Annotated in this window: 13 protein-coding genes; all 13 read right to left on the bottom strand. The window is 55.1% G+C overall.

The features are described from left to right. Positions 1–91 precede the first annotated feature (91 nt). The 13 genes from ABLU86_RS14290 to ispU all read right to left on the bottom strand — a co-directional run bounded on the left by ABLU86_RS14290 (position 92) and on the right by ispU (position 16,723). Positions 92–1,876 carry a chitinase gene (locus ABLU86_RS14290; protein WP_045359003.1) on the bottom strand — a complete coding sequence of 595 codons (1,785 nt, stop codon included), beginning with the start codon at positions 1,874–1,876 and terminating at the stop codon, positions 92–94. Positions 1,877–2,067: 191 nt separating this feature from the next. Beyond that, positions 2,068–3,027, bottom strand: a complete 960-nt coding sequence (gene accA, locus ABLU86_RS14285; RefSeq protein WP_015368151.1) for an acetyl-CoA carboxylase carboxyl transferase subunit alpha — start codon at positions 3,025–3,027, stop codon at positions 2,068–2,070. A 12-nt stretch (positions 3,028–3,039) separates the two neighbouring features. Further along, a complete protein-coding gene (gene dnaE, locus ABLU86_RS14280) occupies positions 3,040–6,522 on the bottom strand; it encodes a DNA polymerase III subunit alpha (RefSeq protein WP_142689474.1) in 3,483 nt (1,160 codons plus the stop codon). 17 nt (positions 6,523–6,539) lie between these two features. Continuing rightward, positions 6,540–7,139 (bottom strand): ribonuclease HII, encoded by a 600-nt coding sequence (gene rnhB, locus ABLU86_RS14275; protein ID WP_015368153.1) that lies wholly within the window; start codon positions 7,137–7,139, stop codon positions 6,540–6,542. Further along, positions 7,136–8,284, bottom strand: a complete 1,149-nt coding sequence (gene lpxB / locus ABLU86_RS14270; RefSeq protein ID WP_015704449.1) for a lipid-A-disaccharide synthase — start codon at positions 8,282–8,284, stop codon at positions 7,136–7,138. The genes rnhB and lpxB overlap by 4 nt, the downstream gene beginning before the upstream one ends. After that, positions 8,284–9,072 (bottom strand): acyl-ACP--UDP-N-acetylglucosamine O-acyltransferase, encoded by a 789-nt coding sequence (gene lpxA, locus ABLU86_RS14265; protein ID WP_015368155.1) that lies wholly within the window; start codon positions 9,070–9,072, stop codon positions 8,284–8,286. The genes lpxB and lpxA overlap by 1 nt, the downstream gene beginning before the upstream one ends. Positions 9,073–9,075: 3 nt before the next feature. After that, positions 9,076–9,531, bottom strand: a complete 456-nt coding sequence (gene fabZ, locus ABLU86_RS14260; RefSeq protein WP_004145858.1) for a 3-hydroxyacyl-ACP dehydratase FabZ — start codon at positions 9,529–9,531, stop codon at positions 9,076–9,078. 107 nt (positions 9,532–9,638) lie between these two features. Then, positions 9,639–10,664, bottom strand: coding sequence for a UDP-3-O-(3-hydroxymyristoyl)glucosamine N-acyltransferase (lpxD, locus tag ABLU86_RS14255; RefSeq protein WP_142689473.1), 1,026 nt, complete (start codon positions 10,662–10,664; stop codon positions 9,639–9,641). A 3-nt stretch (positions 10,665–10,667) separates the two neighbouring features. Further along, the gene (skp, locus tag ABLU86_RS14250; RefSeq protein WP_015368157.1) at positions 10,668–11,153 is read right to left on the bottom strand and encodes a molecular chaperone Skp; all 486 of its coding nucleotides are present in this window, start codon (positions 11,151–11,153) and stop codon (positions 10,668–10,670) included. Between the two features lie 122 nt (positions 11,154–11,275). Then, the gene (gene bamA, locus ABLU86_RS14245; RefSeq protein WP_015704448.1) at positions 11,276–13,696 is read right to left on the bottom strand and encodes an outer membrane protein assembly factor BamA; all 2,421 of its coding nucleotides are present in this window, start codon (positions 13,694–13,696) and stop codon (positions 11,276–11,278) included. A 31-nt stretch (positions 13,697–13,727) separates the two neighbouring features. Further along, the gene (gene rseP, locus ABLU86_RS14240) at positions 13,728–15,080 is read right to left on the bottom strand and encodes a sigma E protease regulator RseP (protein ID WP_015368160.1); all 1,353 of its coding nucleotides are present in this window, start codon (positions 15,078–15,080) and stop codon (positions 13,728–13,730) included. Between the two features lie 11 nt (positions 15,081–15,091). Further along, entirely contained in the window at positions 15,092–15,949 is an 858-nt protein-coding gene (gene cdsA, locus ABLU86_RS14235) for a phosphatidate cytidylyltransferase (protein ID WP_015368161.1), read from the bottom strand. Positions 15,950–15,961: 12 nt separating this feature from the next. Continuing rightward, positions 15,962–16,723, bottom strand: a complete 762-nt coding sequence (ispU, locus tag ABLU86_RS14230; RefSeq protein ID WP_015368162.1) for a (2E,6E)-farnesyl-diphosphate-specific ditrans,polycis-undecaprenyl-diphosphate synthase — start codon at positions 16,721–16,723, stop codon at positions 15,962–15,964. Positions 16,724–16,847: the final 124 nt, after the last annotated feature.

The raw sequence follows: 16,847 nt of genomic DNA, 5'->3' as shown, positions 1-16,847 counted from the left end.
CTGGATTTACCTAAGGTAAGCATAATATCAATCGCGCCAGTGCTTAGCACTGGCGGATTTATCTTAGTCCTGAGTCATAGCAAAGCGATGATTACAGCGCTTTCCACGCATCACCCCAGGCCAGACCTGCGCCAGGTTCGTAGTAGGTTGGCGCCACGTTGCACCATGCCCCTTCCGGCAGCGGTTTACACTGGAAAAGCGCGCCGTGGTTATTGACGATGTCACCTGGTTTCCAGCTCTGGCTGGCGCTCCACGCTGGATAGTTGATAACGCCGCTATCGCCTGCCGGCTCATCCTTCGCGTCATCCGCCGCCGCCTTCGCCTTCACATTCAGAGTATAGGTGGCCGTGCTGGATAAACTGCCATCGCTAACGGTCAGGCTAACGACATACTGGGCATCTTTGTCGCTCTCTGGTGCGCTAAAATTGATCACCGCTTTATCCGCGCCGCTCAACGTCTGGCCATCCTGCGACATCCAGCTATAGCTCAGCTTATCGCCGTTGGCATCGGTAGAGGCTTCCGCGCTCAGCGACACCAGGCTACCGGCTTCGACTGCGCCGACCGGGCCGGCAATACGCGCCACCGGCGCGACGTTTACCTGTGGAGCAGGCGTAACATCATCCGTCTTATCAGACGCGCCATCACTACCCGCATCATCAACCACGGTTACGTTGAAGTAGTGCTGCACGCATTTGCTGTAATCCCCCTCTTTAAACGCGCTGTACGGCGTCTGATAGCTCACCAGCTGGCAGGCATTGGTTTTACCGTCCGCGGTGTTCGGATCCCATCCCCAATCCTGTTCCCAGTAGATTGGCAGCGCGCCGGCGCCGCCTTCATCAAACTGCTTCATGTTCTTACAGCCCAGCACTTCATCATCGGCAATAGGTACTTTGAGGTAGTTGGCGAACTCTTTGTAATAGGCAATACGGTTAAGCGATTGGGCGTTTTCCGTTGCGCCGCCGCACTCGACGCCGCCGTTGATGATCTGGATGCTCACGCCAAACCCTGGCACCAGGCCATTGCTCTTATCGCGATCGTTGGGCTGCCAGGTACCGTCGATAACGTGCAGCATGGAAGGTTTTGGCGGCTGCGGATAGACAAAGAAGAACACGGCGCTGGCGAGGTTCATCCATAAATCGGCCACCAACTGTGGTTTATCCAACAGCGGGCGAACGTCGCCATACATCGCCTCTGAGAACGGGCCGTAGTTGTAGTTATAGGAGAGCTGTTTAGCGCCGCGGCCAAAATAGCTGAGGAAATCGCCATCAGCATCTTTACCGCAAGGCCAGGTCTGCCCCTGCCAGACATCCGGGTTACATTCGCCGTTATAACCGCCCTTTTGACCTTCGGTCCAGCCGACTTCGCGCAGATAGACCAGCGCCTGGCGCCATTCCGGAATATCGCGCCAGCTTTCGTGGCCGCCGGTTTCCTGAGCAAAGTGGGCAAACATCGTCGCCAGCGATTTACGGCAGATAGCATCGCTATCGCGACCATCGGTATAGGTACCGCATACCGCCGGGAATTTACCGATCGCCTTCAGGAAATTGCTGTAGGTATATTCCGGCGCGCGCATCGGGAACAGATAATCCCAATCCTGCTCGCTAAGCATGCCTTCAACGCGCTTAACGTTCTCCGGATTCGCCGCCCTGCCGGGTTCAATCTGCTCCACCACGGCATTATCGAGGGTGCGAATAGAGGATTTAACCGCTTCCATCAGCGGAAAGTCGGTTAGCGCTTTTTCTTTTGCCGCCAGTTCGCTGGCGGTCATGGTGGTTGTTTCAGTGGCGCTGAGCAGCGGCGCCGCCTGTGCGGCCCCCAGACTTAACATGATCCCTGCCGCCACGGCGCTTAAGGCGACGGTTTTATGAATTGCCATAATATTATTCTCCTTTCCCTTATGAACGGTCTGCCCAGGCGTTGTCCCCGGCAGTGAGCGCAGTGTCACGGGAAAAAGACATCATCGGCTAATCACATCACCTCATTGACGTATCATCTTACCTCAGTGAAAAAATGATAAAAAAAGGGCCGGAAATCCGGCCCCTTAGAGAATTGTGATGCGCTGATAAATCAGGCGTAGCCGTAGCTCATCAGACGCTGATAGCGGCGATTACGCAGCTCTTCTTCGCTGAGAGTATCCAGGTCAGCCAGGTCGGCCAACAGCTGTGCCTTCAGGCTCGCCGCCATCGCTTCCGGGTTACGATGAGCGCCGCCCAGCGGTTCTGGAACGATGGAATCAATCAGCTTCAGCTCTTTGAGGCGTGGCGCGATGATACCCATCGCTTCCGCGGCCAGCGGCGCTTTATCCGCGCTTTTCCACAGAATGGACGCACAGCCTTCCGGCGAGATAACTGAATAGGTGCTGTACTGCAGCATGTTGACTTTATCACCTACGCCGATCGCCAGCGCGCCGCCGGAGCCGCCTTCGCCAATCACGGTGCAGATAACCGGCACGCTCAGACGCGACATTTCACGCAGGTTGCGGGCAATCGCTTCCGACTGGCCGCGCTCTTCCGCGCCAACGCCCGGATAGGCGCCAGGGGTGTCGATGAAGGTAATGATCGGCATTTTGAAACGCTCAGCCATTTCCATCAGGCGCAGCGCTTTGCGGTAGCCTTCCGGCGCCGGCATACCAAAGTTACGACGGATCTTCTCTTTGGTTTCACGGCCTTTCTGATGACCGATGATCATCACCGGGCGACCATCAAGACGCGCAATACCGCCGACGATAGCTTTATCGTCAGCATAAGCGCGATCGCCTGCCAGCTCGTCAAATTCGTCGAAAGCCAGGCGGACATAATCCAGGGTATAGGGACGACGTGGATGACGCGCCAGCTGGGCTACCTGCCATGCGCCAAGATCGGCGAAGATTTTGCGCGTCAGCTCTACGCTTTTTTCGCGCAGACGATGCACTTCTTCATCGATGTTAATATCCAGTTTCTCATCCTGACGGCTTACAGCAGTCAGGGAATCGATTTTCGCTTCCAGCTCTGCGATAGGCTGTTCAAAATCTAGGAAATTCAGACTCATAGTATTCCTGTATTAGTCAAACTCCAGTTCCACCTGCTCCGAGCCGATAAGGCCACGCAGATCGTTGAGTAAACGATCGCTCGGAGAGACGCGCCATGTTGCGCCAAAACGCAACCGCGCGCGCGCATCCGCCCTCTGATAATAGAGGTGTACTGGAATGGTTCCCGAACGGTGGGGTTCCAGAGACTGACGGAGTCGGTTTAAAAGCTGGTCATCAATTTGCCTGTCCGTCAGCGAGATAGCAAGCCCGCGAGCATATTTTTCCCGGGCTTCGTCAATATCCATGACTTCACGGGCGGTCATTTTAAGGCCCCCGCTGAAGTCATCAAAGCTGACCTGTCCGCTGACGATAAGTATGCGGTCTTTTTCCAGCAACTGCTGGTATTTATCCAGCGCGTCGGTGAATAACATCACCTCCAGACGCCCGGAACGGTCATCCAGCGTACAGATGCCGATACGATTGCCGCGCTTGGTGACCATTACCCGCGCAGCAATAACCAGCCCCGCCGCCGTGGTCACTTTACCACGATCGGTTGGGTGCATGTCTTTGAGTCTCACGCCGCCAACGTAGCGTTCGATCTCTTTTAGATATTGGTTAATCGGGTGGCCGGTCAGATATAGCCCCAGCGTTTCCCTTTCACCATCCAGCACCACCTGCTCTGGCCACGGCTGGCAGCTGGCGTAGGATTGCTCGATTTGTTCCGGCTCTTCCGCCAGCACGCCGAACATATCCGCCTGACCGATGGCTTCGGCTTTGGCGTGCTGATCGGCGGCTTTCAGCGCATCGTTCAGCGAGTTCATCAGCGCCGCACGATGCGGGCCGAGGCGGTCGAACGCCCCGGACATAATCAGTTTTTCCAACACCCGGCGATTGAGTTTTTTAATATCGGTACGGGCGCACAGGTCAAACAGCTCGCGGAAGTAACCGCCATTGTTACGCGCTTCAATGATGGCTTCAATCGGGCCTTCGCCGACGCCTTTAATGGCGCCGATACCATACACGATTTCCCCATCATCGTTGACGTGGAAATGATACAGGCCGGAGTTAATGTCCGGCGGCAGGATTTTCAGCCCCATGCGCCAGCACTCATCGACCAGGCCCACCACCTTCTCGGTGTTGTCCATATCGGCAGTCATCACCGCCGCCATAAACTCGGCCGGATAGTGGGCTTTCAGCCACAGCGTCTGGTAGGAGACCAGCGCATAGGCGGCGGAGTGGGATTTGTTAAATCCATAACCGGCGAATTTCTCCACCAGGTCAAAGATTTTCATCGCCAGTTCGCCGTCAACGCCATTTTTCTTCGCACCTTCTTCGAAGACAGAACGCTGCTTGGCCATCTCTTCCGGCTTTTTCTTACCCATCGCACGACGCAGCATATCCGCGCCGCCGAGGGTATAACCAGAGAGCTCCTGGGCTATCTGCATGACCTGTTCCTGGTACAGAATGATGCCGTAAGTCGGCTCCAGTACAGGTTTCAGACATTCATGCTGCCACTGCACGTCCGGGTAGGAAATCTCTTCACGGCCGTGCTTACGGTCGATAAAGTTATCTACCATCCCCGACTGCAGCGGGCCCGGACGGAACAGGGCCACCAGTGCGATCATGTCTTCGAAGCAGTCAGGCTGCAGGCGCTTAATCAGATCTTTCATGCCGCGCGATTCAAGCTGGAATACCGCGGTGGTTTCCGAGCGCTGCAGCATGTCGAAGCTTTTCTTGTCATCCAGCGGTATCGCGGCGATATCCAGCGGCCCTTCGCCGTTCTTCGCCCGGCGCTTGTTGATCATCTCCAGCGCCCAGTTGATGATGGTCAGCGTACGCAGGCCGAGGAAGTCGAATTTTACCAGCCCGGCATATTCAACGTCGTTCTTATCAAACTGGGTAACCGGGTGCAGCCCCTGCTCATCGCAGTACAGCGGCGCGAAATCGGTGATTTTGGTCGGCGCGATAACCACGCCGCCCGCGTGCTTACCGGCGTTACGCGTTACGCCTTCAAGCTTACGCGCCATATCGATCAGCGCTTTAACTTCTTCGTCCGCTTCGTAGATTTCCGGCAGCTGTGGTTCCGCTTCAAAGGCTTTCGCCAGCGTCATGCCAGGATCCGGCGGCACCAGCTTAGAGATTCGGTCAACAAAGCCGTAAGGGTGGCCCAGCACGCGGCCCACGTCGCGAATAACCGCCTTCGCCGCCATGGTACCGAAGGTGATGATCTGCGATACCGCGTCGCGGCCATACATATCCGCCACGTGCTCAATCACCTGGTCGCGTTTCTCCATGCAGAAATCGACGTCGAAGTCGGGCATCGAAACACGTTCCGGGTTGAGGAAACGTTCGAACAGCAGGTCGAACTCCAGCGGGTCAAGGTCGGTGATTTTCAACGCATAGGCTACCAGCGAGCCGGCGCCGGAACCTCGCCCCGGCCCTACCGGCACGCCGTTATCCTTGGACCACTGGATAAATTCCATGACGATCAGGAAGTAGCCAGGGAACCCCATCTGGTTGATAACCTGCAGTTCCACATCCAGACGTTGGTCATATTCCGGGCGACGCTTAGCGCGCTCTTCGGGATCCGGGAACAGGAATTCGAGACGCTCTTCCAGCCCCTCTTTCGACTTCATCACCAGAAAATCTTCGGTAGTCATGTCGCCGGTCGGGAACTGCGGCAGGAAGTATTCGCCAAGGCGCACGGTGACGTTGCAGCGTTTGGCGATCTCAACGGTGTTTTCCAGCGCTTCCGGGATGTCAGCAAATAGCTCGCACATCTCCTCCTCGCTGCGCATATATTGCTGCGGCGAGTAGTTACGCGGACGCTTCGGATCGTCGAGGGTGAAGCCATCGTGAATGGCGACGCGGATTTCATGAGCGTCGAAGTCGCCGGTTTCCAGGAAGCGCACATCGTTGGTCGCCACTACCGGCAAACCATGCTCTTCCGCCAGTTGAACCGCGGCATGAAGATAGCTTTCTTCGTCCTGACGACCGGTACGGATCAGCTCCAGATAGTAGCGATCCGGAAAATGTTGTTGATAGAAGGCGAGACACTGCTCTACCAGCGGCATATTTCCGCGGATCAAGCTGACGCCAATGTCGCCTTTACGCCCGCCGGACAGCAGAATCAGCCCTTCCTGATGCTCAACCAGCCAGTCGCGATCGATCCATGGCCCCAGCGCGCCATAGCCGCGCTGATAGGCACGAGAAATGAGCAGAGTCAGGTTCTGATAGCCGGTATTGTTGGCCGCTAAAACCGTCAGCTCGGTGAATTCATCGCCAAGCAGATCGCACTGAACATGGAAGTCAGCGCCGACAATGGGTTTAATCCCGGCGCCATGGCCCGTTCCGTAGAACTTAACCAGACCGCAGAGGTTGGTGAAATCGGTGATCGCCAGCGCAGGCATGCCCAAAGCGGCCGCCTTTTTCACCAGCGGCCCGGTTTTCGCCAGCCCATCGATCATGGAATAGTCGCTGTGCACCCGCAGGTGTACGAAACGTGGTTCAGACATCTTTAGATCCCAGTGACTTAGTTGGACGCCAGGCCCAGCGCGCGTTTCACCGGGCCGAAACTACGCCGGTGGTGCTCTGTTGCGCCGTGTTCCTGCAGTTTTTGCAGATGTACAACGGTAGGATAGCCTTTGTGCTGGGCAAAACCGTATTGCGGAAATGCAATATCCAGCGTAGCCATTTCGGCGTCGCGAGTGACTTTAGCCAGAATAGACGCTGCGCTGATTTCCGCCACCCGGCTATCGCCTTTCACTACCGCCTGCGACGGCATCGGTAGCGATGGACAGCGGTTGCCGTCGATAAGCACGAACTCAGGGGTAATACTCAGACCAGCGACGGCGCGCTGCATCGCCAGCATCGTGGCATGCAGGATGTTTAGCTCGTCGATTTCATGCGGCTCGGCGCGCCCCAGGCTCCAGCACAGCGCTTTGTCTTTGATTTCATCAAACAGCGCCAGGCGGCGCTTTTCGCTTAATTTTTTAGAGTCGTTGAGGCCTACGATAGGCTTACGCGGATCAAGGATTACCGCGGCAGTGACCACCGCGCCGACCAGCGGCCCGCGGCCTACCTCATCGACACCGGCGACCAGATGGGTATGTGGATAAACGAACTCCATCATTTTGCTAACTCCAGTACTGCGTCCGCCGCCTGCTCGTCCGCGTTGCAGCGGATCTGCTGATGCAGCGCGCGGAAAGTATCATGCATATCGTGGCTGGTTTTGCCGTCGGCCAGCAGCGGTTTCAGAGCGGCGGCCAGCGCCTGCGGCTCGCATTCATCCTGCAGCAGCTCTTTCACCAGCTCGCGCCCGGCCAGCAGATTTGGCAAGGAAACATAATCGGTTTTCACCAACCGCTTCGCCAGCCAGAAGGTAAACGGCTTCATGCGGTAGCCAACGACCATCGGGCATTTCGCCAGCATGCACTCCAACGCCGCCGTCCCCGAGGCCAGCAGCGCGGCATCACTGGCGATCATCGCATCGCGCGCCTGACCATCCAGCATATGTACCGTCATATCCGGCGCCGTCTCAGCTTTGATTCGCTCAAACTGTTCCCGCCGTTTGGCATTGACCAGCGGCACCACAACCTGCAGGTCGGGATAAGCATTACGCAGAAGCTGCGCGGTTTTCAGGAAGTCGGCGCTGAGCATTTCGACCTCCGCGCCGCGGCTACCGGGCAGCAACGCCAGGCAGTGAACGTCATGCGGGATGCCCAGACGGTCACGCGCTGCGCCCTTATCAGGATCCAGCGGCATGGCATCCGCCATGGTGTGGCCGATGAAACGGCAGGGAACGTTAAATCTATCGTAAAACGCTTTTTCGAAAGGCAGGAATGCCAGGACCAGATCGGTGGATCTGCCAATTTTGAAAACGCGTTTTTGTCGCCATGCCCAAACGGACGGGCTGACGTAATGAATGGTTTTGATGCCCTGCTTTTTCAGGTTACCTTCGAGGGTAATATTGAAATCAGGGGCGTCGATGCCAACGAAGACATCGGGACGCAGTTCACCGAAGCGGCGCGTTAAATCGGCGCGAATATGCAGTAAGCGGCGCAGTCGACCAAGCACTTCAACAATGCCCATCACGGCCAGCTCTTCCATTTCGTACCAGGCTTCGCATCCTTCCGCCTGCATCAGCGGCCCCGCCACGCCGACAAAGCGCGCATCCGGGACGCGAGCTTTGAGGGCGCGGATGAGACCGGCGCCAAGAATATCGCCGGAGGTTTCTCCGGCGACCAGGGCAATCGTCAGGGGACGCTGTTCGGCCATTAACGAATCAAGCCGCGAGTTGAACGGGCAAAGAAATCGACAAATGGCTGAACTTCAGGATGCTGAGCCGCCAGTTCGGCGATTTCCGGCTTGGCTTCGTCCAGCGTTTTGCCACTGCGGTACAGCAGTTTATAGGCGTTACGAATCGCGGTAATCGCTTCACGGCTAAAGCCGCGGCGTTTCAGACCTTCGATGTTGACGCCAAACGGCGTGGCATGGTTGCCTTGGGCAATCACGAACGGCGGAACGTCCTGAGCGACGCCGGAGCAGCCGCCTACCATAACGTGCGCGCCGATGATGCAGAACTGATGTACTGCAGTCATGCCGCCGATGATGACGAAATCATCCAGAGACACGTGACCGGCCAGCGTCGCGTTGTTGGCCAGGATGCAGCGGTCGCCAAGCGTACAATCGTGCGCCACGTGGGCGTTGATCATCAGCAGGTTATCGCTGCCCACCTTCGTTAATCCACCGCCCTGTACTGTGCCGCGATGAATGGTGACGCTTTCGCGAATGCGGTTGCGATCGCCAATTTCCACTCGAGTCGGCTCGCCAGCATATTTCAGATCCTGGTTAACTTCACCGATCGAAGCGAACTGGTAGATCTCATTGTCGCGGCCAATTTTAGTGTGGCCATTCACAACGACATGAGACTTCAGTACGGTGCCCTCGCCAATTTCGACGTTGGCGCCCACAATACAAAACGGACCAATGTGGACGTTAGCGCCAATGACGGCGCCTTCTTCTACAATGGCGGTAGGATGAATAAAGGCGGTTTTATCAATCACGTATCAGGCCTCCCGGCTACGCGCACACATCATCGTCGCTTCGCAAACCACTTTACCGTCAACCAGCGCAACGCCTTTGAAACGGGTCAGGCCGCGGCGGGTTTTCTCGAAAGTGACTTCCATAATCATCTGGTCGCCTGGCACTACCGGACGTTTGAAACGCGCTTCATCGATACCCGCGAAGTAGTACAGTTCGCCCGGTTCAAGTTTTCCAACGCTTTTGAAAGCCAGAATGCCGGTGGCCTGCGCCATCGCTTCCAGAATCAGCACGCCAGGTAAAATCGGCTTACCAGGGAAATGCCCCTGGAAAAACGGCTCGTTTACGGAAACATTTTTTACTGCGCGCAGAAAACGACCTTCTTCAAAATCCAGCACGCGGTCTACCAGCAGGAACGGGTAACGGTGAGGCAGAAGTTCCAGAATCTCTTCAATGTGCAGAGTATGAGTGTCAGTAGTCAAAATACTCTTCCTGTCTAAATATACTAAAAGGCAATAATAACACGGCCTGCGGCAATCTTATTAACGAATGCAACAGGCCGGGAATGTAACGTGACCGAATGATGAATTTAGTCTTGTTGATTAACCTTGCGCTCAACCGCTTTAAGGCGCTTGCTCATCTCGTCAATATTCATCACCAGCGCCGCAGTTTTACGCCACGCCTTGTTCGGCTGCAGCGGAATACCTGAGGAATAGACGCCAGGTTCAGAGATAGGACGCATAACCATCCCCATCCCGGTTACGGTGACTTTATCGCAGATTTCCATATGGCCGTTAATCACGCTGGCGCCGCCAATCATGCAGTAACGCCCAATTTTCAGGCTGCCGGCCATAATCACGCCGCCAGCGACGGCGGTATTGTCGCCAATCACCACGTTGTGCGCAATCTGGCACTGGTTATCAATGATAACGCCATTGCCGATCACGGTATCGTCCAGCGCGCCGCGATCGATGGTGGTACAGGCGCCGATCTCCACACGATCGCCAATAATAACGCGACCAAGCTGCGGGATCTTCACCCAGTTACCGCGATCGTTAGCGTAACCGAAACCGTCCGCGCCGATCACCGTACTGGACTGGATCAGGCAATTTTCACCGATCTCAATCTCGTGGTAAATGGTAACGTTGGCCCATAAACGCGAGCCGGCGCCGATTTTGCTATTTTTGCCAACGAAACAGCCAGCGCCGATAACCACGTTATCGCCCAGCACCACGCCGGATTCGATAACGGCATTCGCGCCGACGGAGACGTTGTTACCCAGCTTCGCCGTTGGGTCGATCGCCGCGCTTGCGGCGATGTCTTGCGCCGGCTGCGGCGTGGTATCTAAAATTTGAGCCATGCGCGCGTAGGTCAGGTAGGGATTACGCACTACCAGCGCGGCGCTATGGGCAAACGGTAAATCGTCCGGCGTCATGACAACGGCGGAGGCCTGGCAAGCGGCCAGGTGTCCACGGTATTTCGGGTTTACCATGAAAGTAATTTGGCCTGCTTTAGCGCTCTGCATGGACGCAACGCCGGTGATGACGATATCGCCATCACCGTGTAATTCTGCATCCAACTGCTGTGCTAAGTCAGCCAGTCGAATTGAAGGCATTACTTATTTAACCTGTTTCAGTACATCAGCGGTGATGTCTTTAACATCGCTGCTGTTGTATGCCACGGCATTAGAGTCAACAACCAGATCGATGCTCTGATCTTTCGCTACGCTCTGAACGGCAGTCTGGATACGGGTAACCAGTTTGCCACGTTCTTCATTGGAACGACGTGCGCGATCCTGCTCAAAAGCCTGTGCTTTCTGAGAGAAGGTCTGACGCTGAGACATCACGTCTTTTTCCAGTTTGGTACGATCTGCGCCCGGTTTCATGGACTGCAGACGCTGCATTTTAGACTGCAGATCGCCTTCCATACGCTGCAGTTCGCTAGCGCGGCCTTTGAACTCGTTCTCCAGCGTTTTGGAAACGCCAGTTTTCTGAGCAACCTGCTGGAACAGGTTATTCATGTTAACCAGAGCAATTTTATCTGCCGCCTGAGCGGAAGTTACCATTGCTAAACCCAGACCTGCAGCTAATAACCACTTTTTCACAATTGACTCCTTACCATCCCATGAGTACCCAGGGGTACCGTTATTTGCGTGGCCAGGCGATAGCATCCGCCATCGCCTACAGTCAGCGCTATACTGCACTTACATTCCGTTGTCGCCGACAATTACCAGGTTTTACCAATGTTAAACTGGAACTGCTCGGCTTTGTCTCCATCGTACTTTTTAAACGGTTGGGCGTAGGAGAAGACCAACGGCCCCAACGGCGACATCCACTGTACCGCGATACCCGCAGACATACGAATGTTGCTTGGATCGCTGTAATCAGGGTAGCCACCGTACTTCGTGGAATCCCAGTTAGTATCCCAGACGGTCCCCATATCCATAAACACGGAAGTACGCACCGAGTTAGCGTATTTATCGCTGATAAACGGCGTTGGGGTAATCAGCTCAAGGCTGGCGACCGCCATGGCGTTACCGCCCACCGCATCGTCCGATTTACAAGGCGCGCTTTCAGTGCTCGCACATTCCGTATCATAGTCATCACGACTGGTAGTTGAAGGGAGATAAACCGCTTTCGGACCAATCGTATTCGACTGGAAGCCGCGAACGGTACTTGAACCACCGGCATAGAAGTTCTCATAGAACGGCATCTCTTTACCGCCGAGTCCATCACCGTAACCGAAGCGCGTACGACCAAGCACGACCCACTGATGATCGTCATCGATCGGTACATAGGTCGCAGTATCCAGCGTCACTTTGTAGTATTCGTTATCAGAGCCCGGAATAGTGACTTTACCGTTCAGGTTGACACGCGAACCTTCAGTCGGGAAGTAGCCGCGATCGAGGCGGTTGTACGTCCAACCATAGTTGAAGGTGAAGTCGTCGGCGCTAAACGAGTTATTATCGTTAGTGGTATCCGGGTACTGCCCCATCGAATTCAGGTAACGCCACATCGCCACCTGCGGCTGCATATTGGACAGGGAGTTATGAACGTAACCTAAACCTGCGCGCAGCGAGTTGTATTCGTTGATCGGGAAGCCGAGGGTGACGTCTGTACCATAGCTTTTGTTGGTATAGTCAGACAGATCCGCGTCGTTCGCATCGAAGTCGTTATAGAAGATGCGGCCGCCGAGGCTCACGCCATCTACGGTGAAATACGGGTTGGTGACCGACAGTTCAGCATAGGTCTGGTAGTCGTTCTTGGTCCCGTTAATGCCAACAGAGTAGCCGGTGCCTAACCAGTTATCCTGCTGAACGCCTGCCTGGAAGCTGACGCCGCTTTCGGTACCGTAACCGATACCGAAGTTCAGGCTACCGGTGTTACGCTCTTTCACCTTGTAAACGACATCGACCTGATCCGGGCTACCCGGCACGCGCTGGGTATCGGTATCGACGGTTTCGAAATAACCTAAACGGTTAAGACGGTCTTTACCCTGATCGACCAGGTCACTGCCCAGCCACGCCCCTTCCATCTGGCGCATTTCGCGGCGCAGGACGGAATCTTTGGAGGTGTCGTTACCTTCGAAGCGAATTTTACGCACGTAGTAACGGTTACCGGCATCAACGTTGATATGCAGCTTCACGGTTTTATCCGTGTCGTTGATTTCCGGCTGCGACTGGACGCGCGGATAGGCGTAGCCATAGCGACCGAGGAGTTTCTTAATATCATTCTCCATTTTGGTCACTTTGGTGCCGTTATACAGCTCGCCCGGCTCAATTTTGGTCAGCGATTCGATTTCCGCGGAATGGCCCGCCAGATCGCCCGTAATCTGCACGCCGGAGAGCTTGTACTGCTCGCCTTCGGTGATGTTTACGGTGATATAGATGCCTTTCTTGTCCGGCGTCAGGCTAACCTGCGTCGAATCGATGTTGAAACGCGCGTAGCCGCGATCCAGATAGTAACTGCGCAGGGTTTCAAGGTCGCCCGCCAGTTTCTGTTTCTGGTATTTACGATCGCCGACGACGTTCCACCACGGCACTTCATCGCGCAGTTGGAAGTGAGAAATCAGTTCGTCAGTGGTGAAAGCGTGGTTACCGACAATGTTAATCTGCTGGATTTTCGCCGAGACGCCTTCCTGGAAAACCAGTTTCAGGTCGACGCGGTTACGCGGCAGCGGCGTCACGACAGCTTTAACGCTGGCGCTATATTTACCGACGCTGTAGTAGAAATCTTCCAGCCCTTTTTCGATATCGGCAAGCTTGGTGCGATCGAGAGATTCCCCAACGCGAACGCCGGATGCCTCAAGGTTTTGCTTGAGCATGTCATCCTTCACCGACTTGTTGCCGGAGAAGGTAATGCTCGCAATCGTTGGGCGCTCTTTCACCTGCACCAGCAGGGTATCACCATCGCGCAGGACGCGGACGTCCTCAAAGTTGCCAGTGGCAAACAGAGCGCGAATGGTGTTACTGATATCATCATCGGTCACCGTATCGCCAGGACGCACTGGCATGCTGAGGAGGGCCGCACCAACAGCGACACGCTGCAAGCCTTCGAAATGAATGTCCTTCACCACGAACCCTTCAGCACCGTATACAGTCGCGCTGCTAAACAGCAGCGACGCTATGAGCAACTTTTTCATCGCCATCGTTATTATGCGTTCTTCCTAACAAACTCTCTTACAACCGAGAGAAATCATTGAAAAGTGCAAGCCCCATTAACAGCACCAGCAGTATTGAGCCAATGCGATAACTAAAGTCTTGAACTCGCTCGGATACCGGTCCGCCCTTCAGCTTTTCAATCGCCAAAAACAGCAGATGCCCCCCGTCGAGGACGGGTAGCGGGAACAAGTTGATTATTCCAAGGTTCACGCTAATCAGCGCAAGGAACATCAGATAGTAAATCAACCCAAATTCCGCTGACATTCCAGCCCCCTGAGCGATAGAAATCGGCCCACTGAGGTTGTTCAGTTTGACATCACCGGTTATCAATTTGCCCAGCATCCTGACCGTTAACGACATCAGTTGCCAGGTTTTATCCGTGGCTTCGGCGATGGCGGCAAACGGCCCGTACTGACGCACTGTCTTGTATTCATCAGGCAGCGGGATAACCTTTGGTACTACCCCTGCAAACCCTTCAGCCTTGCCTTTCACCGACTTCGTATCCGGAGTCAAAGTCAACGACAGCGGCGTACCTTGTCTGTCGACCTCCAGAGCCAGCGCCTTGCCCGGATTATCGCGCACCAGATTAACAAACGTCATCCACTGCGTTAACGGTTGACCATCGACTTTAACGATCCTGTCTCCCGCTTGCAAACCTGCTTTCTGCGCGGCCGACTGAGGTTGTACCTCAGCCAGGGCGGTATCAATCTGCGCGCTATGCGGCTTGATACCCAGCGAGGCCACCGGATCTTGTTTATCCGGCTCAAACGCCCAGTGACGCAGATCGAGGATTTTATCCTGACGTTGGTTCGTCCCGAAAGGGGCGACGGTAAGTATTGTTTGTTGGTCGCCGATCTTCGCGACTAACGCCATACGAACTGCATCCCAATCAGGCGTTTCGATGCCATCTATCGCTTTAAGTTCCATTCCTTTTGCAATTTGTGCTTGCGCAGCTATGGAATTGGGCGATATTTCATCAACAACCGGACGTACGCCAGGGACGCCGATGATAAACACCAGCCAGTAAGCAAAGATGGCAAAAATGAAGTTGGCGATAGGGCCTGCGGCAATGATGGCCGCACGCTGACCGACGGTTTTATTGTTGAACGCATAATGGCGTATTTCCGGCGCCACTGGCTCAACGCGTTCGTCGAGCATCTTCACATAGCCGCCGAGTGGGATCAGCGCGATAACGAACTCGGTACCCTGCTTATCCACACGGCGCCACAACGCTTTACCAAAACCAATGGAAAAACGTTCAACACGCACGCCGCAGCGACGAGCCACCCAGAAATGGCCGAACTCGTGCACGGTGATCAGTACGCCAAGCGCAATAATAAAAGCGGCCAAATTCCAGAGAACGCTCAGCATAAAACCTTCCGTCAAATCGTCCTGAAGACTAACAACAGCAGACAAGCGAACACCGGCACCGCAGCCGTCAGGCTATCAATGCGATCTAAAATACCGCCATGTCCAGGGATCAGATGCCCGCTATCCTTGATGCCGGCTTCACGCTTAAACATACTTTCCGTCAAATCGCCCAGCACTGAAGCCAGCGCCGCCACCACCGAGCAAATCAGCAACACAGTTGGGGTGACATCCAGATGAGCCCACATGCCGTACGCCCAGGAGATAACCGCGGCCGTCAGCAGGCCACCGAAGAAACCCTGCCAGGTTTTCCCCGGGGAAACCTTTGGCGCCAGCTTATGCTTGCCGAACATTTTACCGAACATGTAGGCGCCCGAATCCGCGCCCCACACCAGAATCATGACGTACAGCAGCCACACCGCGCCGCTATAGTGGTTATCGGCATAATGCCAGGCCCGCAGCGCCAGCATGCCCCAGAAAAACGGGACAATAGTCAGCACGCCGAAGATAAGACGCAGCGCTTTCGAATGACGCCACAACGCCGCCGAAGCCGGATAAGAGAGTACCAGCACCAACGCGACAATCCACCAGCCAAACGAAGCCCATAACGATCCCTCAACCATCGGTTGATGAGCGTCATAGTGATATTCGGGCAACATAAAGAGCATTAGCGCCAGCAGCAGGCCACAAAGCACCGCCAGCCACACGCGCTGCGTCGTTGAGGTGAAACCGCTTAATTGCCCCCACTCCCACGCGGCGAGCATACAAACGACCAGTGTGACAATAGCAAAGCCCGCGGGCGGCAATAGAAAAAGCGCCGCAATAACGACGGGAATTAAAACGAAAGCGGAAATCAGGCGATACTTCAGCAAAAGTGACCCCCATCAGGCATGACTGCCACCCGGCTCTTCTGTGCCGCCAAAACGACGCTCTCGACTAACGAATGCATGGAGTGCACCTTCAAAGTCCTGTTCAGCAAAATCGGGCCAAAGAACATCCGTAAAGTAAAGTTCGGCATAGGCAATTTGCCAAATCAAAAAGTTACTTATTCGGTGCTCTCCCCCGGTCCTAATAACTAAATCGACGGGAGCCAGTTCATGCATACACACTTGCTGGCTCAGCAACTCTTCCGTGATCTCTTCAGGTTTTAACAACCCGTTTTGTACCTGTTCTGCCAGTTGACGCGCCCCCTGGACAATATCCCAGCGGCCGCCGTAATTAGCGGCGATATTCAGCGTTAACCCCGTATTGTTTGCCGTTAACGCTTCCGCCTTACGAATGCGCTCCTGCAGTCGGGCATTAAAGCGTGTCGTCTCGCCGATAATCCGCAGGCGGACATTGTGACGATGCAGGCTTTTTACTTCGCTATCCAGGGCCCAGACAAACAGTTCCATCAGCGCGCTCACTTCCTGCGCCGGACGGTTCCAGTTTTCACTACTGAATGCGTAAAGCGTTAATGCTTCAATACCATTATTCGCCGCGAAGGAGACCGCGCGACGAACAGATTTCGCTCCAGCTTTATGGCCAAAGGCGCGAATTTTACCTTGTTGTTTCGCCCAACGACCGTTGCCGTCCATGATAATGGCGACATGGCGACAACCATGCGCAGGCGACATTTTGCTGACAGTTTGATTAGCAGACAACATAACGCGTTTTAAGTCCATAATAAGGATTAGCTAAGCCACAACACACACGCCGCCGGGCAGCGCTGAATACGCATTTTTATCCGGCGCCGGAGCTACAGCCAATCGCAGAGAACAACCAAAAGCT

It is taken from the genome of Klebsiella sp. JN_Kp121 (genome assembly GCF_040062145.1).
GTDB lineage: Bacteria > Pseudomonadota > Gammaproteobacteria > Enterobacterales > Enterobacteriaceae > Klebsiella > Klebsiella aerogenes.
The sequence above is the reverse complement of the archived record's forward strand: the minus strand, read 5'-3'. Positions and strand labels throughout refer to the sequence as shown.